The following is a 20,426-nucleotide window of genomic DNA, read 5'->3' as shown; positions in this document are numbered from 1 at the left end:
TTTTCAGAAAAATTAATAAAATATAGAAAACTCATCTTTTTTGGATGAGTTTTTTTATTGCGTACAAATATGTTAATTTCATCTAATCAAAATATTAGAATGAAAAAACTGAAATTTATTACTTGCTTTACCTTATAATCAACCTAAAAATTAACACCAGAAGAATTTAAAAAGCTTCAAACTAAAATTTTAGAATAATTATAAAGTTGAAATTACCTCGTATTGAAAAATATGAGGTAATTTTATAATTACTGTAAAATTTCACACATGAAGAAAAATTATTTCAAACCCTTACTTTTAGGAATAAGTTTATTCTCGATTTCGGTTTTTGGTCAACAAGAAAAACCAAAATACGATTATCAAGAAGCTTTCAAACCATTTTTTTATCAGAATAATGCAACAGAAACTCGTTCGGCGAGTGGAAAACCAGGTCATAATTATTGGCAAAATCGTGCAGATTATAATCTGAATGTTAGTTTGAATGAAGAAAAGAATGAAATTTCGGGAACAACTGAAATTACATATACCAACAATAGTTTTGATGATTTAGACTTTTTGTGGTTACAATTGGATCAAAATTTATTCAAAAAAGAATCTCGTGGAAGTGCTTTATTACCGATTTCTGGAAGCCGTTATGGCGATTCAACTTCTGAATTTGAAGGAGGTTATAAAATTAAATCTGTTCAAATCGACGGAAAAGAAGCGAAATACACTGTTTCGGATACACGCATGCAAATTGATTTGATTAATCATTTGAAAGCTCGTGGAGGAAAAACAAAAATAAAAATCGAATATTCATTTGTTTCGCCAGATTATGGAGCCGATAGAATGGGAGTAGAGCCAACTAAAAATGGAAAGATTTTTACGATGGCGCAATGGTTTCCTCGCATGGCGGTTTATGATGACATCATGGGATGGAATACTTTGCCTTATCTAGGTCCAGGAGAATTTTATCTGGAATATGGAGATGTAACAGCAAGTATTACGGTTCCGTCTACGCATTATGTGGTTGGTTCGGGAGAATTATTGAATGAAAACGAAGTTTACTCGAAAGAAGAAGTGAATCGTTGGAACAAAGCAAAAGCGAGTGATAAAACCATTATTATTCGTTCTGCTGATGAGGTAAACAAAGCGACAAAAGTTGCAAAAGGAACAAAAACGTGGAAATTTAAAATTCAGAATACACGTGATTTTGCTTGGGCTTCATCATCTTCGTTCATCTTAGATGCAGCAAAAATTAATCTTCCAAGTGGTCAAAAATCGTTGGCAATTTCGGCTTATCCAGTAGAAAGTGACGGAAATGATGCTTGGGGAAGATCGACAGAATATACAAAAGCTTCTATTGAGCATTACTCGAAACAATGGTTAGAGTATCCTTATCCAGCGGCGACAAATGTGGCAGGAAATGAGGGTGGAATGGAATATCCTGGGATTGTTTTTTGTCATATGACTTCGAAAGGTGAAGGACTTTGGGGTGTTACAGATCACGAATTTGGACATATTTGGTTCCCGATGATTGTTGGTTCTAATGAGCGTGTTCATGGTTGGATGGACGAAGGTTTTAATACGTTTATCAATGATATTTCGACGAAGAATTTCAACAATGGCGAATATTACAAAAAGCAATCTGCACAACGAATGGCGGGTTATTTATTCAGCGATAATCTTGAGCCTGTAACGACTCAACCAGATAATATGCGCGAAAGAAATATCGGTGCATTGTTGTATTATAAGCCAGGTGCAGGAATGAAAGTTTTGCGTGAAACAATTTTGGGTGAAGAAAAATTCGATAAAGCATTGCGTCAATACATCAAATATTGGGCATATAAACATCCAACGCCAGAAGATTTTTTCCGCACGATGGAAAATGTTTCAGGAGAAGAATTATCTTGGTTTTGGAGAGGTTGGTTTTTGAATAAATGGACAATTGATCAAGGAATTAACAGTGCAAAATATGTAGATGGAGATTACAAAAAAGGCTTGATTTTGAAAGTTGAAAATTTTGGACAATTACCAATGCCAACTACTGTTCAAGTGAACTTTAAAGATGGGACTTCTCAAGAAGTTAAATTACCGATTGAAGTTTGGAAACGTAATACAGAATGGACATTCAAAGTGCCTTCAACAAAAGAAGTTTCGATGATTAAATTGGATCCAAATGGAGCTTTACCAGATATTGATTTGAAGAATAATACATTCAATATGGCGGATGTAAAACCTGTTGAAAAGATTAATCCAAAAGAATACGAAGGTACATTTACGAATAAACAAATTAATTCAGAATTTGTGTTGAAAGCTGAAAACGATAAATTGAATTTAGTTTTTGGTGGACAAACTATTCCATTAGATTATCAAGGTGATGGTAAATTTGTGAATGAACAAGGCGGTTTGGAGTTGACTTTTGCAAAAGATAAAAAGACATTTTCTGTAGAAGAAGCTGGACAAAAGTTTGAGTTTACAAAGAAGTAAATTTGTTCTAAATTTTCATACTGAACCCGTTTTAGCATCACATCATAAAATATAAAAAACCACTTCATAAGAAGTGGTTTTTTGTTGACTATTATTTTTGAGATGTACCTTCTGGTTTAAGATATAAATCGAAGTAATCTGTAATTTTTTGCATCAAATGAACGCGATCTTTTCCACGAACATTATGCTCATGTCCAGGATAAACAAAATAATCCATTTGCATACCATTTTTCACTGCTTCGCGAATAAAATCAATCGAATGTTGCCAAACAACCACATTATCTTGCGCTCCGTGAATCATCAATAATTTACCTTTTAAGTCTTTTACACGGTTAATTAAATTCGTGTTTTTGAAACCTTCAGGATTATCTTGTGGCGATTCCATGTAACGTTCTGTGTACATAATTTCGTATTGTGTCCAATCTAAAACTGGTCCACCAGCAACACCAACTTTGAAAACATCAGGCTTACGTAACATAAAAGAAGTAGTCATAAATCCACCATAAGACCAACCATGAATTCCCATGCGTTCCGCATCTACGAAAGGCAAAGTTTTCAAGAAATCAACACCTTTCATTTGGTCATTCATTTCTGTAGTTGCTACATTTCCGTGAATCGCTTGTTCAAATTTAAGACCTCTATTCGCCGATCCGCGTCCGTCCATTGTAAATACAACATAACCTTTTTCCGCTAAATGATCGTACCAAAGATTTCCTGTTGCAGGAAAACGATTTGTGATTAATTGCGCGTGAGGACCATTGTATAAATAAACGATAACGGGATATTTTTTCGAAGAATCAAAGTTTGTTGGATAGATTAATTTTCCATACAAATCTGTTCCATCATCTGCTTTTAATGTTACATTTTCAACTTTCGCTGTGTTGTAATTTGCCAAAGGATTTTGAGCAGTTAAGATATTTTGTTTGAATTTTCCATTCGCATCTAACACATCAATTTTACGAGGTGTGTTATCATTACTCCAATTATCAATTGCATATTCTCCGTTTGATGAAACCGAAACATTGTGCGTTCCTGCATCTGTTGTTATTTTACGCAATTTTCCATTCTCCCAATTCACCGCATATAAATGACGATCTTTCGGAGAATCTTTTGTTGTCATAATTAAGAATTCTTTTTTCTTCGCATTTTCACCAACAAGATCCGTTACAATCCAATCTCCTTTTGTAATTTGGTTTAATAATTTTCCATCTGTATTGAAACGATACAAATGCATAAAACCATCGCGTTGCGACCACCAAACAAATTCATTATTTTTTCCTGGAATAAAATGTAATTCATTTTGAGGTTCTACATATTTTGCATCATCTTCTTTGAATAATGTTTTAATCAATTTCCCTGAAACAGCGTCATATTGATTCAATTCCAAATGTTTTTGATTACGAGAAAGTAACGCGATATAAATATGTTTTTCGTCTGGCGACCACGTAACCGAAGTTAAATAATGATCAACTTCTGGATGAGTTTCTAAGAAAATCGTTTTTTGAGTGGATGGATTATAAACACCTAACGTAACCGTATGATTTTTTGTTCCAGCAAAAGGATATTTGATGTTCTTATTTACCGCAGGTTGCACAGACCAATCAATAATTGGATAATCTGTAACTACTGTTTGATCCATTCTATAAAATGCAACTAAATTTCCTTTTGGCGAAATAAAAATTCCTTTGTGAATACCGAATTCATTTTGATGAACCGATTTTCCATTCACAATTTCATATTTTCCGTCTTTGGTAATTTGATGCGTTTTTCCAGTTTTATCAACAAAAAATAAATTGTTATCAACCACATATCCAACTTGATTATTTGTTGCATCAAATTCTTCATTTTCTGCATTATCAGGTAATTTCAACCAATCATTTTGTTGACCAGCAGTTGTAATTGTTTTATAACCTGTTTTTGTCGAATAATAAGCTTGCTTATCATTGATCCAATTCAAAGAAGGTATTCTTTTATTCTCAAATTGAGAACTTCTAAAAATTGTATCCGTTTTAAGAGAAGGAACTTCTTTCTTGATTAAAGCTTCTCCATAAGACGTTTTTACATTTTGCGTGTACGCATTTTGATTCGGAATCCATTGAACTTGATTTAGATTTTCGATACGTAAATTCGTCGATAATCCAAGTACAGCGTCCTCCATTGTGATGTTCTTTTTCTGAGCAAGTAAACTCGCGCTCATCAAAAGTGTACTCAATAAAATTGTTTTTTTCATGTGTGATTTCTATTTCAAATATTGCCCAAGTGCTTCTAAGTTTTTCTTTTCATTCCCAATAAAAATTTTGTCTCCATCTACCACGACAGGACGTTTTAGGAAAGTATAATCTGATAAAATATAATTTTTGATATCATCTTCAGAAAGCTGTTGATCTTTCAATCCTAATTTTTTGTAATTCTGTGCACGACGTGAAAATAGAGCTTCGTAGTTGCCAGCTAAATTCTTCATTTCTTCTAATTCTTCTGCTGTTATCGCAGTCGATTTTATTTCATGCAAATCAAAACCTGTAAAATCAAACTCTTTCATAATACGTTTGCACGTATCGCAAGTTTTCAAAAAAAATATTTTTTTCATTTCTCAAAATCTTTGGTTTTGTAAAGATAAATAAGTTTCATCGTTTTGCAGAATGATAAAGAATTTTGTCAAAATATATTTCAAATCGATAAAAAACTATCTTTGCAAGTATGGAAGAAACTAATTTTTTGCGTTTAAACAAATATATTAGCGATAGTGGTTTTTGTTCGCGTCGTGAAGCAGATCAATACATCGAAAATCGTTTGGTACAAATTAATGGACGAGTTGCTAAAATTGGGCAATTTGTAGGACCAAATGATGTGGTGACTGTAAAAGGTGTCGAAATAGAACCGCGCGAAAAGGAGCATGCGGTTTATATTATGCTGAATAAACCTGTGGGCGTTACGTGTACAACAGATCCTACAGATCCAGATAATATTATCGATTTTCTTTCGTTTGGAGAACGAATTTTTCCGATTGGTCGTTTAGATAAAGATTCGCAAGGATTGATTTTATTGACAAGCGATGGTGATATTGTGAATAAGATTTTACGTGCTGGAAATAATCACGAAAAAGAATACATTGTAACCGTTGATAAACCAATTACGGATGAATTTTGCGAACGAATGTCGAAAGGTGTTCCGATTCTTAATCAGGTTACGAAGAAATGTAAGATCGAAAAAATAAGTACAAATGTTTTCAAAATTACATTAATCCAAGGTTTGAATAGACAGATTCGCCGTATGTGCGAATATTTTGGATATGGTGTAAAAAAATTAGAACGTGTTCGGATTATGAATTTAACGTTGAATGTAGGAATTGGTCAACATCGAGATTTAACGGCAGAAGAATTAGCAGAAATCAATCGCTTGACGAAAGATTCGGAAAAACACGAAGAAAAGAAACCAGCTTCAAAATCAAAAAAATCATCAGCGAAAAAAACAAAAGAAATTTCTCCAGATTTTAAAGATTCGAAAGGAAAATCAATTAAAAAGCCAGTAAAAAAATCAACAACTCAAGCCAGAGTAGGAAAAAGTAAACCACCTACAAATACGAAAGGAGGTAAATTTGGTAAAAGAAGATAAAATCAAAAGACGAATATTTTTCGTCTTTTTTTATACATTTTAGTCAAAACTAACTTCTATCATGTCATTTTACCAAAGATTCAATATCTTTATAAAGTAAAATCTTAAAAACACATGAAGAAAATTGTTTATTCGTTGCTTTTTATAGCGATGACTTTTGGTGCATCGGTAAAAGCACAAGAAAATGTTACTTATCAATTGCCTCCGCAAGAAATTTTACAATTGGCAGATGCAGATATGCCGCCGTCAATTAGTACAGATCGTAAAGCGGAGAATGCATTTTTGTCTTATAGAAGTCGTTATAAAACGATTAATGAATTGTCAGAAACGGAATTACGTTTAGCAGGATTACGAATTAATCCAGTTACAAATATTAATTCACGTGAAACATTCAGCGAGAAAATTACTTATTTTGATTTAAAAACTTCAAAAGAAAAAACGATTGCTGGTTTACCTGCAAAAGGTCGTTTTTCTAATCAATCTTGGAACACTTCTCAATCGAAATTTGCCGTTACAAATACAACAAATAAAGGTGTAGAACTATGGATTGTTGATGTAAAAACACAAGCTGCAACAAAAGTTTATGAAGATAAATTAAACGCAAACTTAGGTCGTCCTTTCAATTGGATTTCAGATACAGAATTAATTGTGAATGTAATTCCAGCTTCTAAAAAAGCTTTGATTGACACGAAAGATGCGATTGCAACTGGACCTACAGTTTCTGTTGCTGACGGAAAAGAAGCGCAAAACAGAACCTATCAAGATTTATTACAAAATAAAAATGATGAGTTTAACTTCGAACAATTAGCAATTTCTGAATTAGTAAAAGTAAATATCGAAACAGGTGCAAAATCGAAATGGAAAGACGCTGCGATGTACACAGATATTTCGACTTCTCCAGATGGACAATATGTTTTGGTGAACGAAATCAAAAAACCTTTTTCATATTTAGTAACGTACAATAGTTTTCCTTCAACCAATATTGTGTATGATATCAACGGAAAATTAATAAAAGAAGTTGATCATAAAGAGTTACAAGAAGTTGTTCCGAAAGGATTTTCTTCTACGATTATGGGAAAAAGAGGTTTGAATTGGAGAGCAGATAAACCAAATACTTTATATTGGGTTGAGGCTTTAGATGGTGGTGATGCAAACAAGCCTGCGGAATATCGCGATGCGCTTTATCAAGTAACGGCGCCATTTACAGCGAATAAAGAGTTGTTGGTAAAAGTAAAAGATCGCTATAGAGGAGTGACTTGGGGGAATGATGAGGTTGCGATTGTGAGAGATGCTTGGTATAATACACGTAACGAAAGTAGTTATTTGTTCAATCCGTCAAATCCAAATCAAGAACCGATACGCTTTTTTAGTAGAAACTCGCAAGATGCTTACAATAATCCTGGAAGTTTTGTAACTGAAATGAATGATTATGGTTACAATGTTTTAGCAATTAACAAAGGAAAATTGATGTTAGTTGGAGAAGGAGTTTCTGCGGAAGGAATCTTACCTTTTGTAGATGATTTTGATATCAAAACGCAAAAAACTTCTCGTTTATGGAGAGCACAGAAATCAGATAAACTAGAAGCGATTGCTAGAGTTATCGATCCGAAGAAAGGGATCATTTTAGAACAGATTCAATCGAAAACAGATTATCCAAATTTATATGTTCGTAATATTTTTCAGAAAGGAGGAAAGCCAAAACAAGTAACGTTTACAAAAAATCCTTTTGAGGCAATGAACAAAATTTCGAAAGAATTAATTACGTACAAACGTGCTGATGGTGTAGAATTATCAGGAACTTTATATTTGCCGCCAAATTACGATAAAACGAAAAAGGAAAAGTTGCCAATGTTAATGTGGGCTTATCCTCGCGAGTTCAAAGATGCATCTACGGCTGGTCAGGTAACAACTTCTGAAAATAAATTTACTTCTCCTTCTTACGGAGGTCCTATTTATTGGGCATTGAGAGGATATGCGGTCTTAGATGATGCGGCTTTTCCAATTATTGGAGAAGGAAAAGAGGAGCCAAATGATACGTTCGTTCCTCAATTGGTTGCCAATGCAAAAGCTGCGATTGATGCGGTGGATAAATTAGGTTTTATCGATCGTGAAAGAGTTGCGGTTGGTGGACATTCTTATGGCGCATTTATGACAGCAAATTTATTAACGCATTCTAATTTATTTGCGGCAGGTATCGCACGTTCAGGTGCTTATAACCGTACATTGACGCCTTTTGGATTTCAATCTGAACAACGTAATTATTGGGAAGCTCCAGATGTTTACAACACAATGGCGCCTTTCCAAAATGCAGATAAAATGAAAACACCATTGTTGTTAATTCATGGTGAAGCAGATAATAATACAGGAACTTTCCCGATGCAATCTGAGCGCTATTTCAATGCATTGAAAGGTTTGGGAGCGACAACTCGTTTGGTTTTATTACCAAAAGAATCTCACGGATATGCAGCCAGAGAAAATATTCTTCACATGTTGTGGGAACAAGATCAATGGTTAGAGAAATATGTGAAAAACAAAGGAAAAAATTCTGAAAAGAAATAATTCTCAATATAAGAAAAGCGATTCAATTTTGAATCGCTTTTTTATTGTAAATAATTATTATATTTAGTTCATAATTAATCAACTATGAAATTAAAAGCTTTACTCTTCTTTCTAATGATTTTTTCTCCATTTCTATTTGCTCAAAATTTGTGGAAAGTAGAATATGAAACCTATGATAAAATGTTTTTTGACGAAAAAGATCCTGTTTTTAAGGCAGAATTAGATAAAAACAATTCTACACCAAAATACTATCAATTACTTTTTAATGAAAATCAGTCGTTTTTTTCTGAAATTGTAAGAATTGATAATAGTCAAAATCAATCATCTATGTCGATGAGTACAATTGATAATAATATTTACATAGATTATAAAACTCTACAATATAAAATTGAAGGAAATTATGTGAACAAGAATATTTTAATAATAGATAATTTGCCTAAATACACTTGGACAATTAGTAGAGAATCAAAAGAAATTTTGGGAATTAAAGTAAAAAAAGCAATAACCGAATACAAAGATTCTAAGATAGAAGTTTGGTTTGCGCCAACTTTACAACCAAAAGGAGGACCAATATTTTTCAATGGGTTACCAGGTTTAATTTTAGAATTGAAAGCTGTAACAACAATGAAAGACGAAAGTTATGAAACGATTTTCAGAGCAATTAATATAAAAGAAGCATCTAAAAACGAAGTGATTAAAATTCCATCAAAAGGTCAGAAAATGACACAAATTGAGAAAGATGATTTTGTGAAAGAAGCAAATAAAAAGATGATGGAAGCTTATAATAACAAGGTTTCGAAAGATTAAAACATAAAAAAACCACTTCTTTAGAAGTGGTTTTTAAATTTTATAGCTGAGGTATTATAACATTTTCAAGAAGTTAACTTCTAATTCCGTTAATCTTCTAAAATCACCTCTTTGTAAAGTTTTCTTTGTAAGTCCTGCAAAAGAAACGCGGTCTAACGCTTCTACTTCGTATCCTTTTGTTTCGAAAATACGACGTACAACGCGGTTCCAACCAATATGTAATTCTACACCAACTTCATTTTTCGGTCTACCTTCAATAAAAGAAATTTCGTCAACAACTGCAATTCCTTCAGGAATTAAACGAACACCTTTTTTGATGTCAGCCAAATCATTTGCTGTTAACTTTTTGTCCAATGTAACGTGATATATTTTTTTGATATCATGACTTGGATGTGTTAATTTCTTAGTTAAATAACCATCATTTGTAAACAATAAAACTCCTGTTGTTTGTCTATCCAAGCGTCCTACTGGGAAAATTCTCGCTGTAGTTGCTGTAGACATTAAGTCCATCACAGTTTTACGTCCTTTTTCATCATTTGATGTTGAAATAAAACCTTTTGGTTTATTCAACACAAAATATACATTTTTCTCTGAAGAGATTTTACGACCATCGAAACGAACTTCATCATCGGGTTGTACTTTATAACCCATTTCAGTAATCACTTGACCATTCACTGTAACGATTCCAGTTTTGATCAACTCGTCAGCCTCTCTTCTGGATGCAATCCCTGCATTCGCTACATATTTATTTAAACGAATAGTCCCGTCATCAACTGGTGCTTTTTTCAGTCTTTTAACAAATGGTTTTTCACCTGGTTTGTTAAACGGTTTCTTTGGTCCAAAACTTTTCTTTCCTTCTTCTGATGGTTTTCCACCAAAAGTTGGTTTTCCTTTCCCTGAAGATGGTTTAGAAGAAGAATTTCCTCTTGCTCCACCTTTTCCACGATTGTTCCCGCCTTGGGAATTTCTGTCGTTGGATTGATTTCGTCTGTTATTCATCTGAATTTGATTAATTTATGCGCTGATTAAAATTTTGCGCAATAGTTTGCAAAGTTAAGGGATTTATTTCGATTAATACGATACTAAATACACCCGCAACAATCATTCCCTTAAAAAAATAATGTAAAATCTTATATGCTTGTGTCGATTTTATTCTCCAAATGATAAATAAAATCACTGTGAAAGCGATATTCGCAGCAATAAAAAAGTACTTCATCGCGCCAACATCATTTTTCATAATGATAATAATTCCAATGATTAATTCTGTAATAATTAAACATGAAATCAAAACTTTTGTAAAATCTATTCCATATTTGATTGGAATTGAATCATAATTATAAATCAAATCTGCTTTTTGAGAACTCAAATCTTTTACAATATCAGTAATCAATAATAAAATACTCAAAAAAGTAGCATGTAAAGCCAAATTGAACGTGAAATGATCAAAATAAACCAATAAGGCGAAAAATGGCATGACACGAATAATAACCAAATAAAAGTTTTTGATCAATGCAAATCGATTGATTTTGTGGCTATAAAACCAAACTAGAAATTGATAAATCAAAAAGAAAATGAAAACCTTCCACGAAATTAAGGCTGCAATAATCAATGCTAAAGCATTCAGAACAATGTAAACAGTTAGTTTGAAACCTTGCGAAACTTGTTTCTGAAGATAAACTTGTAAAGGACGTTTGAGTTCGTCTTTTTCTAAATCGTAAAAATTATTGATGATATATCCCGCGGCCACACAAAGTATCGAACAAAGAATAAGCCCGTCCAACTTTGGATTTGTCAACAATTGACGATGACCAACTTCTGGCGCAAAAATAAAAAGTGCAGCAAGGTATTGTGCCAATATTAACACAATTAAATTATAGCCACGAACAACAGAAAATAATGCAAAAACTTTTAAGATTATTTTCTGAACGTTCATTGATTATATTTTTATAAATTATTTTTTAGAATTTGTAAATAACTTCGGTCTGGAAGTCTTTTAAGTAGCTTTTCGCTTTGTCATAATCTTGTGTAAAACCAAGAACATAACCGCCTCCGCCAGAACCACAAAGTTTTAGGTAATACGTATCTGTATCAATTCCAGTTTTCCATGCATTCACCAGTTTTTGAGGAATCATTGGTCTGAAATGCTCATAACCCCAAGCTGACAATTTTTGAAGATTTGAAAAAAGTGGATTGTATTCACCTTTCACAAAGTTTTCGATACATGCGTTGTTGTATTTAATAAATTCTTCTTTCAATGTTTTACGAAAACCCTCTTTTTTCATTTTTTCGAAGAAAATATGAATCATTGGCGCCGTTTCTCCTGGTGTACCCGAATTGATTAAGAAAACAGCTCCTTTTCCGTCTACGTTTGCAGAAGGTAAACCAATTGTCGAGATATCATCTTTTGATTGAATTAATAAAGGAATATTCATGTAACAAATCAAAGGATCAATTCCAGAACTTTTTCCATGAAAATGAGATTCTAAATTTCCGAAAAGAGCTTTTAATTTGCTAATTTTTTCTTTGTTTAGATTTTGATTGATATCAATTTTATTCAAGGCATATTTGTCATAAATAGCTGCAACCAAAGCGCCAGAACTACCTACACCATATCCTTGAGGAATGTTAGAATCGAAGTACATTCCGTTTGCAACATCTTCCGAAAAAGATTTTGTATCAAAAGTATCTGCAAAATTCTCTTCTAAAAATTTCGCATAATTTTTCAAGTGAGCATTTGACTCTTCTGCAATTTCAGAAGGCTCAAATTTTAATGCACCTTGGTAAAAATTATAAGGAATTGTTAATCCTTTCGAGTTTTCAATAATTCCATATTCGCCAAAAAGTAAGATTTTGGCATAAAATAATGGGTTCTTCATTCAATGCTAAAATTGGTACTGCAAAGTTACAAAATTTAAGCCATTCTTTTTTTAATTTGAGGAAGAGTTTTGTTTTAAAAAATTGTAAATCACATTATTTTTTGATTAATAGTAGTTTTTGGAATATATTTTGACTAAATAATTTAGAATAAATTGGTTAAATTTCAATTAATAATCAATGATTTTAACCGAATTAGCATTAAAAATAGAGAATTAATGTATTAAAATATATAAATTTGTGCCATGTATATCACCGAATATCTATCGAATGAGATAAAACCAGGGAAAGTTAATTCTTCTCCAAGTCAGCTTTTAGAAGTTGTGCAAGAGAATAAATTGACGCATTTACCTTTGTTTAAAGGGTTGGATTTTGTTGGAAATATCTCGGAAGAAGATTTGATTGAATTATCAATTGATGATGAAAAAGTAGATTATACTTCGTATTTGGAGAGTTTTTATCTTTCTGAATCGAGTACGCTTTTAGATGCAATTCAGATGATGTATACGAATCAGGCGAATATCTTACCGATTATTAATGAACAATCGCGTTATGTTGGTTTTATTACGGAAACGGATATTATCAACACGTTTGCAAATTTCCCTTTTGTCGCTGCACAAGGCGTTTCGATGTTAGTTTCGATTGCGGAAAAAGACTTGTCGATGACGGCGATTTCTAATATTATAGAAGTGAATAACGGAAAAATATTGGGAATGATGATTGTTGGAAATAAAGAAGATAGCGTTTATGTTTTGCTGAAATTTAGTTCATCAAACTTGTTAACAATTGGTGAAACATTTGAGCGATATGGATATCAAGTGATTCAAAAATTTTATAACGACGAAAAACAAGAACTTCTGCAAAGTCGTTATGCACAATTGTTAAAATACATGAATACCTAATGATAAAAGTTGCACTTTTTGGACAAAAAACAAGTACGTCTTTAACGGATATTATTCCACCATTTATTAATTATTTAATTCAGAACGAAATTGCTTTTTGTGTTGAGCAAAATTTTCTTCAAATCTTAAAAGAAACAACTGATTTTGATACTGATAATGTAGAAACCTATACTTCTCATGATGATTTAGACAAATCGGTTAAATTCTTATTCAGTTTTGGTGGAGACGGAACAATTTTATCAGCAACTACAATTGTTAGGGATTCTAATATTCCAATTATTGGTGTAAATACGGGACGTTTAGGCTTTTTAGCAACAATTAATAAAAGTGTGTTATTGGAGCAAATGGATAGTTTTTTCAATGATGATTATAACATTATTCCACGAACTTTATTAACCGTTAAAAGAAGTGATGGTGTAGAAATTGAAAATAATTTTGCGATTAACGAAGTGACTGTAGTTCGCCGTGAAACAACGAGTATGATTACGGTTGATGCTTATTTAAACAATGAATTTTTAAATTCTTTTTGGTCTGATGGTTTGATTATTTCTACGCCAACAGGTTCTACAGGATATTCGTTAAGTTGTGGTGGACCAATTGTTCATCCGTCTAATCAAAATTTTGTCATTACACCTGTTGCGCCACATAATCTAAATGTGCGTCCATTAGTTGTGTCAGAAAACGAAAAAATTGACTTAAAAATACGCAGTAGAGCTAATGAATATTTCCTTTCGTTAGATTCTCGTAACTTTCCTTTAACAACTGACGTCGAATTGACGATACAAAAAGCTGACTTCAAAATCTTAATCGTTGAAGCTATTGACGCGACTTATTTCACAACTTTGAGAGAAAAAATGCTTTGGGGTTCAGATAAAAGGAATTAAAATTTACAATAAAACTTCTTAATTTTTGTTAAATCAGTTACGTTGAATTGACTTTTGTTTATATTTGTTCGAATTTAAAAAGAAGAAAAAGCAAAAGCCGAAAAAATAACACAACTTATGAGGAGATTATTTTTGTTTGTTTTTATATTATGTTTTTCGCAATTAACTTTTGCGCAAAGACATGAACTCGGAATTTTTGCTGGTGGAGCAAATGTGATTGGAGATGTTGGTAAAGCCAGTTATATCAATCCATTTCCTACTAAAACTGAACCAGATGGTAAAATTTATTTACCAATTTCAATAGGGGGATTGTATCGTTTTAATATAAATCCACAAATGGGTTTTAGAGCAAATATCTCTTATTCAAAAGTTGGTGCAAGTGACCACCGCTCGAAAGAGTATTACAAATTAGAAAGAAATAAAAATTTTAGAAATAATATTGTAGAAGGATCTTTGATGTTTGAGTATAATTTCTTTAATATCAATGATGATCAACAAAATGCGCAATCACCTTATATTTTTGTAGGAGTTGGAGCTTTTTCTGCAAAAGGAAAAGAATATGATTACGATGAGACTATTACCACAGAATATCCTGAAGATAGAATTATTGAAAAAACAAAATATAATACCGATTTAACAATTCCTTTTGGAGTTGGCTATAAAGTTAGATTTAATTACAATTGGATTTTATCTTTTGAAACAGGAATTCGATATACAAATGTGGATTATATCGATTATAATACAGGCAAATTTAGTGAGGAATATAAAAATATTTTCCCAAATTTTCCTTATGATAATGAAGTAGTTTACGGAAATCTATCTAACAAAGATTGGTATGTTATAACAGGAATTTCGTTGACATATAGTTTTGGTCGACCTGCTTGTTATTGTGATTAAAAAAGAATGGAAATTAGTTTAGTAGAACAAATAGATAAAAATAATATACCTAATCACGTTGCAATCATTATGGATGGTAACGGAAGATGGGCCAAGAAGAACGGTAAAGAAAGAACTTTTGGACATAAAAGTGCTTTAGGAGCTGTTCGATCTTCTATAGAGACATGTCGTAGATTAGGAATAAAACATCTTACACTTTACGCATTTTCTACAGAAAACTGGAATCGTCCAAAATTAGAAGTCAATGTTTTAATGACTTTATTAAGTTCTGCAATTAAGGACGAAATAAATGAATTACACAAAAATGGAGTTCGCTTGAATGTGATTGGAGATTTATCAAAATTACCAAAAAAAGCATTCAAAGATTTGACTCAAGCAATAGAAAAAACGAAAGACAACACAGCTTGTGTTTTGACATTAGCATTAAGTTATGGTTCGAAAGAAGAACTATTACAAGCGATGAAGTCTATTGCACAAAAATATAAAGACGGAGAAATATCCGACAATGATTTTAATGAAGAATTAGTTCATCAAAACTTATATACACACGATTTACCTATGGTAGATCTTATGATTAGAACAAGTGGCGAAACCAGAATTAGTAATTTCTTGTTGTGGCAAATTGCTTACGCAGAATTATATTTTACAGAGGTTTTGTGGCCTGATTTTAACGAGGAAGAATTTTATAAAGCAATTTTAAATTACCAAAATCGAGAACGTAGATTTGGTAAGATAAGCGAGCAACTAACGAACTAATCGAACTGAAATAGAGGATTATGAAGAAAATTTTTTGGACAATGTGTATGCTTGGAGCTTACATGGCACAAGCGCAAGTCGTAGATTCTACGAAAACCATTGATTCAACACAACAAGATAATTTTGTCTTAGATTATACCAATGCACGAACTTTCAAATTGAAAGATATCGTTGTAACAGGTGACTCTAAATATTCTAAGAATCAAATTATCCGTTATGCAGGTTTTGCTATCGGTGAAGAGATAGAATTACCAGGTACGAAGGTAAATAATGCTGTAAAAAAATTATGGAGATCTAATATTTTCTCAGACATCGACTTGTATGTAGATAAAATAGAAGGTAACGAAGTTACATTAGAGCTTGCCTTGGTTTCAGTTCCTAGTTTAGGAGAAATTAAGATTAATGGTGTGAAAAAATCGCAACGCGAAGATTTAATCAAACAAAATAAATTAAATCCAGGTGTTAAGATTACACAAAGTTTAATCAATACGACAAATAATAAAATTAAAGATTATTATACTGGAAAAGGTTATCCTAACACAACAATTAATGTAGAACGTCAGCCAATTGTTGGTAAAGAAGACGAAGAAAACATTACATTAAATGTGAATCGTGGAGAGCGTGTAAAGATTAAGAAAATCATTTTCGAAGGAAATGAAAACTTAACTGCTGCTCGTTTACGTAAAAAAGGGATGAAAAATACCAAACAGAAATCTATCAATATCTTCAAGTCATCTAAAATGATTCCTGAAAAATTCCAGGAAGATTTAAAAACATTGGTTGAAGAATACAAATCTGTTGGTTTTAGAGATGCTAAAGTTGAGTCATACAATATCGAAAAAGTTGATGATAAAAACTTATTAGTTAAAATTAAAGTTAACGAGGGGAAACCATATTTCTTAGGAGATGTAACGTTTTCTGGAAACTCAATTTATACCTCTGAACAATTACAACGAATTTTTGGTTACAAAACAGGAGATCGTTATGACGCAGTAGGTATCAACAAAAAGATTTCTGGATCAGAAAAAGACAATGATATTTCTACACTATATATGGATAGAGGGTATTTGTTTGCTCGTGCTATTCCTGTAGAAAAAAGTGTGAAAAATGATACAATCGATCTTGAAATTAAAGTTTTCGAAGGTACACAAGCTACACTTAATAAAGTAACGATTAACGGTAATACAGAAGCACACGATCATATTTTATACCGTGAGTTAAGAACTAAACCAGGAGATTTATTCTCTAAATCGGACATTAAACGTACGATGATGGAGTTAGCTTCTTTAGGATATTTAGAGCCAACGCAAATTGTTCCAGACATTCAACCAAATCAAGATAATAATACAGTTGATGTAGAGTGGAAAGTTGCGCCAAAATCATCTTCTCAAGTAGAATTACAAGGAGGATATGGTGCAGGTACTTTCATTGGTACATTAGGATTAACTTTCGGGAATTTCTCATTGAAGAATTTTTTCAATAAAAAAGCTTGGAAACCGATTCCAATGGGAGATGGACAACAATTATCATTAAGAGCACAAGCTGGTAACGGATATAAAAATTATAGTTTATCATTTGTTGAACCTTGGATTGGAGGAAAACGCCCTACAGCTTTATCAACATCTTTTTATTATTCACAATACGATTACCGCGATAATTATGGAATAAAATCGAAATTGGATATCTTAGGAGCATCAGTTGGTTTAACAAAGTTATTAACTTGGCCAGATGATTATTTCCGTTTATCAAACTCAATTTCTTATCAGTTATATAACTTCGATAATTATGCGATGACTGTTGGTAATTTGAACTATGAGAATGGTTCGTCAAACAACTTGAACTATACATTAGGTTTAACACGTAATTCAGCTGGGCCAGATCCTATTTTCCCACAATCAGGATCAGAAATTAGTTTATCGTTTACGACAACATTTCCTTATTCAGCTTTTAATAATAAAGACTATACAAACATGTCTGATGTAGAAAAATTCAAATGGTTAGAGTATTATAAATTCAAAGCTAAAGCATATTTCTACAAAGAATTAACTGGTAAATTAGTTTTAAAAGCTGGTGGAGAATTTGGAGTTTTAGGAACATATAACCGTAAAATTGGAACAATTCCTTTCGAACGTTTTTACTTAGGAGGAACAGGTCTTACACAAAACCGTTTCGATGGACGTGAGATCATTTCATTAAGAGGTTACGAAGATGCAACAAACTCTGGTGGACAAACAGGAGATATTACGCCAGAAGGAGGTGGAACAATTTATAATAAATATTCGTTAGAATTGCGTTATCCAATCACAATGAGCCAAACAGCTAAGATTTATGCATTAACTTTTGCGGAAGGAGGTAACGTTTGGAACAATACAAGTGAATTTAAACCGTTTGAATTAAAACGTTCTGCTGGTGCAGGTGTTCGTATTTACATGCCAGCATTTGGTTTGTTAGGATTTGATTTCGGATACGGATTTGATAAAGGATTTAACCAAACAGAACGCTCAGGATGGCAAACTCACTTTATTATTGGACAACAATTCTAATAAATTGATTAATTTTGCTTAGAACGTTTTGGCATAATTTTAGAATTAACACATCACAAATATGAAAAAATGGATTAGCTTTATAGCGTTGTTCTTTGGATTAGCAAGTTTCACTTTCGCGCAAAGATTTTGTTACGTAGACAGTCAGTATATTTTAGAAAATTTACCAGAATATACATCGTCTCAAAACAAATTAAAATCTCAAACAGAGTCTTGGCAAAAAGAAATTGAGCAAAAACAAGAAAATTTAGCTAAATTACAAGCCGAATTCGAAGCCGAAAAGATTTTATTAACGGCAGAACAGGTGAAAGAGCAAGAGAAAAAGCTAGCGGATGAAGTAGCGGCTGTAAGAATTTTGCAAGACAAACGTTATGGACCAAATGGTGATTTAGTGAATCTGAGAAGATCAATGGTAAAGCCTTTACAAGATCAAATTTATAATGCGACAAAAGAAGTTGCAGATAAAAGAGGATATGGTTTTGTATTTGATAAAGGAAGTGATTTAATCATGATTTATACAGATCCAAAGTTTGACATAAGTAGAGAAGTATTAATGACTTTAAGACCAGAGTTGAAACCAAATAATTCAAATTCTAAAACAAAGAATAAGAACACAAATAATACAACAAGAAAATAAATTTTAAAACAAATTAGACTAGAAATGAAACAAATTAGATTGATAGCAGTATTTACAATGATGGTTTTCGGAAGCGTTTTATCTTTCGCTCAAGAAATTGCACATATTGATACGCAAGCAGTTATTGAAGCAATGCCAGCTTACAAAAAAGCAGAGGCTGATTTACAAGCATTAGGTAAAAAACACGAAGATGCTATCGCAAAATTACAAGCAGACTATAAAACTTTTATGGAAACTGCTCAAAAAGATTTAGCTGGTAAATCTCAAGAAGAGGCTCAAAAATTAATTGCAGCGAACAAATACCAAGAGAAAGAGCAAGAAATGCAAAAGAAATACGAAACGTATGCAAAAGCTGCTCAAGATGAAATGCAAGCAAAAGAGAAAGCTTTAATGGATCCAATCGAGAAAAGAGTAATGGATGCAATTAATGCTGCTGCTGCAAAAAAAGGAGTTAAATATGTTTTACCTGCAGGTGTTTTAGTTTACAAAGCTGGAGGATACGACTTATTAAATGACGTTAAAAAAGAATTAGGATTATAATTTTAAGATATTAATAATACCTTCAAGCCACTATTTTAGTGGCTTTTTTTATATATGAAAAGAATTTTAGTTACCGGAGCGAATGGTCAGTTAGGTCAATCGATTTTAGAGCAATCAAAAAACTACAAGGAAATTGAATGTTTTTTTGTCACTCGAAATGAATTAGATATTACGAATGAAGAATTAATTAATCATTATTTCGAAGATAAATCATTCGATTTTGTTGTCAATTGTGCAGCTTATACAGCGGTTGATAAAGCTGAAGATGATCAAGAGAATGCTTATTTAGTAAACGCAAAAGCAACAGAATTTTTAGCAAAAATCACGAATCAAAAAGGAATTCCTTTTATTCACGTTTCGACAGATTATGTATTTGATGGAACTGAAGCTCAACCTCGTCTAGAAACAGATCAAACAAATCCTATAGGGGTGTATGGTCAAACAAAATTAGATGGCGAAAATTTAGCATTAGAAAACAATTCTAAAACGATTATTTTGCGCACAGCTTGGGTTTATTCTCGATTTGGAAATAACTTCGTTAAAACGATGCTTAGGTTGTTTAATGACAAAGATTCGATCTCTGTTGTAGCAGATCAAATTGGTTCGCCAACAAATGCAATTGATTTGGCTGATGTAATCTTAACGATTATTTTGAAAGATGATTTAACCTATGGAATTTTTAATTATTCGAATGAAGGAAAATGTTCTTGGTTTGAATTTGCGCAAAAAATTAAAGAATTGTCTAATTCAACAATCGAAATTAATCCTGTTCCAACTTCAGCTTATCCGACAAAAGCGAAACGTCCTGCGTATAGTTTATTGGATAAATCGAAAATAAAAGAAGTTTATCAATTTGATATTCCGACTTGGGAAGATAGTTTGAAAAAAGAATTGAAACACCTGATTTAGTTTCAATTTTAATAACATAAAAAAGCTCGAGAAATTC

General features: G+C 32.2%; 17 protein-coding genes. 12 read left to right on the top strand and 5 right to left on the bottom strand.

Translation table 11 applies throughout. From position 1 onward, the window contains the following. Positions 1-267: 267 nt before the first annotated feature. A complete protein-coding gene (locus N5D46_RS04040) occupies positions 268-2,469 on the top strand; it encodes a M1 family metallopeptidase (protein WP_280049243.1) in 2,202 nt (733 codons plus the stop codon). 91 nt (positions 2,470-2,560) lie between these two features. On the opposite strand, the gene N5D46_RS04035 is transcribed toward N5D46_RS04040, so the two are convergent. Together N5D46_RS04035 and N5D46_RS04030 are read right to left on the bottom strand one after the other, a co-directional pair. Next, positions 2,561-4,699, bottom strand: coding sequence for a DPP IV N-terminal domain-containing protein (locus tag N5D46_RS04035; RefSeq protein ID WP_280049242.1), 2,139 nt, complete (start codon positions 4,697-4,699; stop codon positions 2,561-2,563). A gap of 9 nt (positions 4,700-4,708) precedes the next feature. Then, the gene (locus tag N5D46_RS04030; protein ID WP_038334703.1) at positions 4,709-5,056 is read right to left on the bottom strand and encodes an ArsC/Spx/MgsR family protein; all 348 of its coding nucleotides are present in this window, start codon (positions 5,054-5,056) and stop codon (positions 4,709-4,711) included. Positions 5,057-5,166: 110 nt separating this feature from the next. Between N5D46_RS04030 and rluF the strand changes: the two genes are divergently transcribed. From rluF to N5D46_RS04015, 3 genes are all read left to right on the top strand, one after another. Further along, positions 5,167-6,081, top strand: a complete 915-nt coding sequence (gene rluF, locus N5D46_RS04025; RefSeq protein WP_038334704.1) for a 23S rRNA pseudouridine(2604) synthase RluF — start codon at positions 5,167-5,169, stop codon at positions 6,079-6,081. Positions 6,082-6,195: 114 nt separating this feature from the next. After that, complete coding sequence (locus tag N5D46_RS04020; protein WP_221854112.1) at positions 6,196-8,640, top strand: prolyl oligopeptidase family serine peptidase; 2,445 nt, start codon at positions 6,196-6,198, stop codon at positions 8,638-8,640. Between the two features lie 84 nt (positions 8,641-8,724). Then, a complete protein-coding gene (locus tag N5D46_RS04015; protein WP_280049241.1) occupies positions 8,725-9,447 on the top strand; it encodes a GLPGLI family protein in 723 nt (240 codons plus the stop codon). 54 nt (positions 9,448-9,501) lie between these two features. On the opposite strand, the gene N5D46_RS04010 is transcribed toward N5D46_RS04015, so the two are convergent. Genes N5D46_RS04010 through N5D46_RS04000 form a run of 3 tightly spaced genes read right to left on the bottom strand, consistent with a single transcriptional unit; the run spans position 9,502 to position 12,323 of the window. Then, positions 9,502-10,446, bottom strand: a complete 945-nt coding sequence (locus N5D46_RS04010; RefSeq protein WP_038334708.1) for a pseudouridine synthase — start codon at positions 10,444-10,446, stop codon at positions 9,502-9,504. A gap of 10 nt (positions 10,447-10,456) precedes the next feature. Continuing rightward, complete coding sequence (locus N5D46_RS04005) at positions 10,457-11,380, bottom strand: UbiA family prenyltransferase (protein ID WP_114998383.1); 924 nt, start codon at positions 11,378-11,380, stop codon at positions 10,457-10,459. Between the two features lie 25 nt (positions 11,381-11,405). Beyond that, positions 11,406-12,323: a mevalonate kinase gene (locus N5D46_RS04000; RefSeq protein WP_280049240.1), complete on the bottom strand. Its 918-nt coding sequence runs from the start codon at positions 12,321-12,323 to the stop codon at positions 11,406-11,408. A 243-nt stretch (positions 12,324-12,566) separates the two neighbouring features. On the opposite strand from N5D46_RS04000, the gene N5D46_RS03995 reads away from it, so the two are divergent. The 8 genes from N5D46_RS03995 to rfbD all read left to right on the top strand — a co-directional run bounded on the left by N5D46_RS03995 (position 12,567) and on the right by rfbD (position 20,389). Next, complete coding sequence (locus N5D46_RS03995; protein WP_114998381.1) at positions 12,567-13,223, top strand: CBS domain-containing protein; 657 nt, start codon at positions 12,567-12,569, stop codon at positions 13,221-13,223. Continuing rightward, positions 13,223-14,107 carry an NAD kinase gene (locus N5D46_RS03990; RefSeq protein WP_280049239.1) on the top strand — a complete coding sequence of 295 codons (885 nt, stop codon included), beginning with the start codon at positions 13,223-13,225 and terminating at the stop codon, positions 14,105-14,107. The genes N5D46_RS03995 and N5D46_RS03990 overlap by 1 nt, the downstream gene beginning before the upstream one ends. Before the next feature lie 117 nt (positions 14,108-14,224). Further along, positions 14,225-15,004 (top strand): DUF6089 family protein, encoded by a 780-nt coding sequence (locus tag N5D46_RS03985; protein WP_280049238.1) that lies wholly within the window; start codon positions 14,225-14,227, stop codon positions 15,002-15,004. 12 nt (positions 15,005-15,016) lie between these two features. Then, the gene (locus N5D46_RS03980) at positions 15,017-15,760 is read left to right on the top strand and encodes an isoprenyl transferase (RefSeq protein ID WP_280049258.1); all 744 of its coding nucleotides are present in this window, start codon (positions 15,017-15,019) and stop codon (positions 15,758-15,760) included. A gap of 20 nt (positions 15,761-15,780) precedes the next feature. Further along, a complete protein-coding gene (gene bamA, locus N5D46_RS03975; protein WP_280049237.1) occupies positions 15,781-18,303 on the top strand; it encodes an outer membrane protein assembly factor BamA in 2,523 nt (840 codons plus the stop codon). A 61-nt stretch (positions 18,304-18,364) separates the two neighbouring features. Beyond that, complete coding sequence (locus N5D46_RS03970; protein WP_125349210.1) at positions 18,365-18,940, top strand: OmpH family outer membrane protein; 576 nt, start codon at positions 18,365-18,367, stop codon at positions 18,938-18,940. 24 nt (positions 18,941-18,964) lie between these two features. Then, positions 18,965-19,480, top strand: a complete 516-nt coding sequence (locus tag N5D46_RS03965) for an OmpH family outer membrane protein (RefSeq protein WP_280049236.1) — start codon at positions 18,965-18,967, stop codon at positions 19,478-19,480. Between the two features lie 54 nt (positions 19,481-19,534). Next, positions 19,535-20,389: a dTDP-4-dehydrorhamnose reductase gene (gene rfbD / locus N5D46_RS03960; RefSeq protein WP_038334743.1), complete on the top strand. Its 855-nt coding sequence runs from the start codon at positions 19,535-19,537 to the stop codon at positions 20,387-20,389. Positions 20,390-20,426 lie beyond the last annotated feature (37 nt).

Origin of the sequence: Empedobacter sp. GD03865 (assembly GCF_029840775.1) — a bacterium.
GTDB lineage: Bacteria > Bacteroidota > Bacteroidia > Flavobacteriales > Weeksellaceae > Empedobacter > Empedobacter falsenii_B.
The sequence above is the reverse complement of the archived record's forward strand: the minus strand, read 5'-3'. Positions and strand labels throughout refer to the sequence as shown.

What these genes read in the sequence shown, in the direction of transcription:
- N5D46_RS04040 (WP_280049243.1), top strand. Translation starts at nt 268, where the DNA reads ATGAAGAAAAATTATTTCAAACCCTTACTTTTAGGAATAAGTTTATTC.
- N5D46_RS04035 (WP_280049242.1), bottom strand. Translation starts at nt 4,699, where the DNA reads ATGAAAAAAACAATTTTATTGAGTACACTTTTGATGAGCGCGAGTTTA.
- N5D46_RS04030 (WP_038334703.1), bottom strand. Translation starts at nt 5,056, where the DNA reads ATGAAAAAAATATTTTTTTTGAAAACTTGCGATACGTGCAAACGTATT.
- rluF (WP_038334704.1), top strand. Translation starts at nt 5,167, where the DNA reads ATGGAAGAAACTAATTTTTTGCGTTTAAACAAATATATTAGCGATAGT.
- N5D46_RS04020 (WP_221854112.1), top strand. Translation starts at nt 6,196, where the DNA reads ATGAAGAAAATTGTTTATTCGTTGCTTTTTATAGCGATGACTTTTGGT.
- N5D46_RS04015 (WP_280049241.1), top strand. Translation starts at nt 8,725, where the DNA reads ATGAAATTAAAAGCTTTACTCTTCTTTCTAATGATTTTTTCTCCATTT.
- N5D46_RS04010 (WP_038334708.1), bottom strand. Translation starts at nt 10,446, where the DNA reads ATGAATAACAGACGAAATCAATCCAACGACAGAAATTCCCAAGGCGGG.
- N5D46_RS04005 (WP_114998383.1), bottom strand. Translation starts at nt 11,380, where the DNA reads ATGAACGTTCAGAAAATAATCTTAAAAGTTTTTGCATTATTTTCTGTT.
- N5D46_RS04000 (WP_280049240.1), bottom strand. Translation starts at nt 12,323, where the DNA reads ATGAAGAACCCATTATTTTATGCCAAAATCTTACTTTTTGGCGAATAT.
- N5D46_RS03995 (WP_114998381.1), top strand. Translation starts at nt 12,567, where the DNA reads ATGTATATCACCGAATATCTATCGAATGAGATAAAACCAGGGAAAGTT.
- N5D46_RS03990 (WP_280049239.1), top strand. Translation starts at nt 13,223, where the DNA reads ATGATAAAAGTTGCACTTTTTGGACAAAAAACAAGTACGTCTTTAACG.
- N5D46_RS03985 (WP_280049238.1), top strand. Translation starts at nt 14,225, where the DNA reads ATGAGGAGATTATTTTTGTTTGTTTTTATATTATGTTTTTCGCAATTA.
- bamA (WP_280049237.1), top strand. Translation starts at nt 15,781, where the DNA reads ATGAAGAAAATTTTTTGGACAATGTGTATGCTTGGAGCTTACATGGCA.
- N5D46_RS03970 (WP_125349210.1), top strand. Translation starts at nt 18,365, where the DNA reads ATGAAAAAATGGATTAGCTTTATAGCGTTGTTCTTTGGATTAGCAAGT.
- N5D46_RS03965 (WP_280049236.1), top strand. Translation starts at nt 18,965, where the DNA reads ATGAAACAAATTAGATTGATAGCAGTATTTACAATGATGGTTTTCGGA.
- rfbD (WP_038334743.1), top strand. Translation starts at nt 19,535, where the DNA reads ATGAAAAGAATTTTAGTTACCGGAGCGAATGGTCAGTTAGGTCAATCG.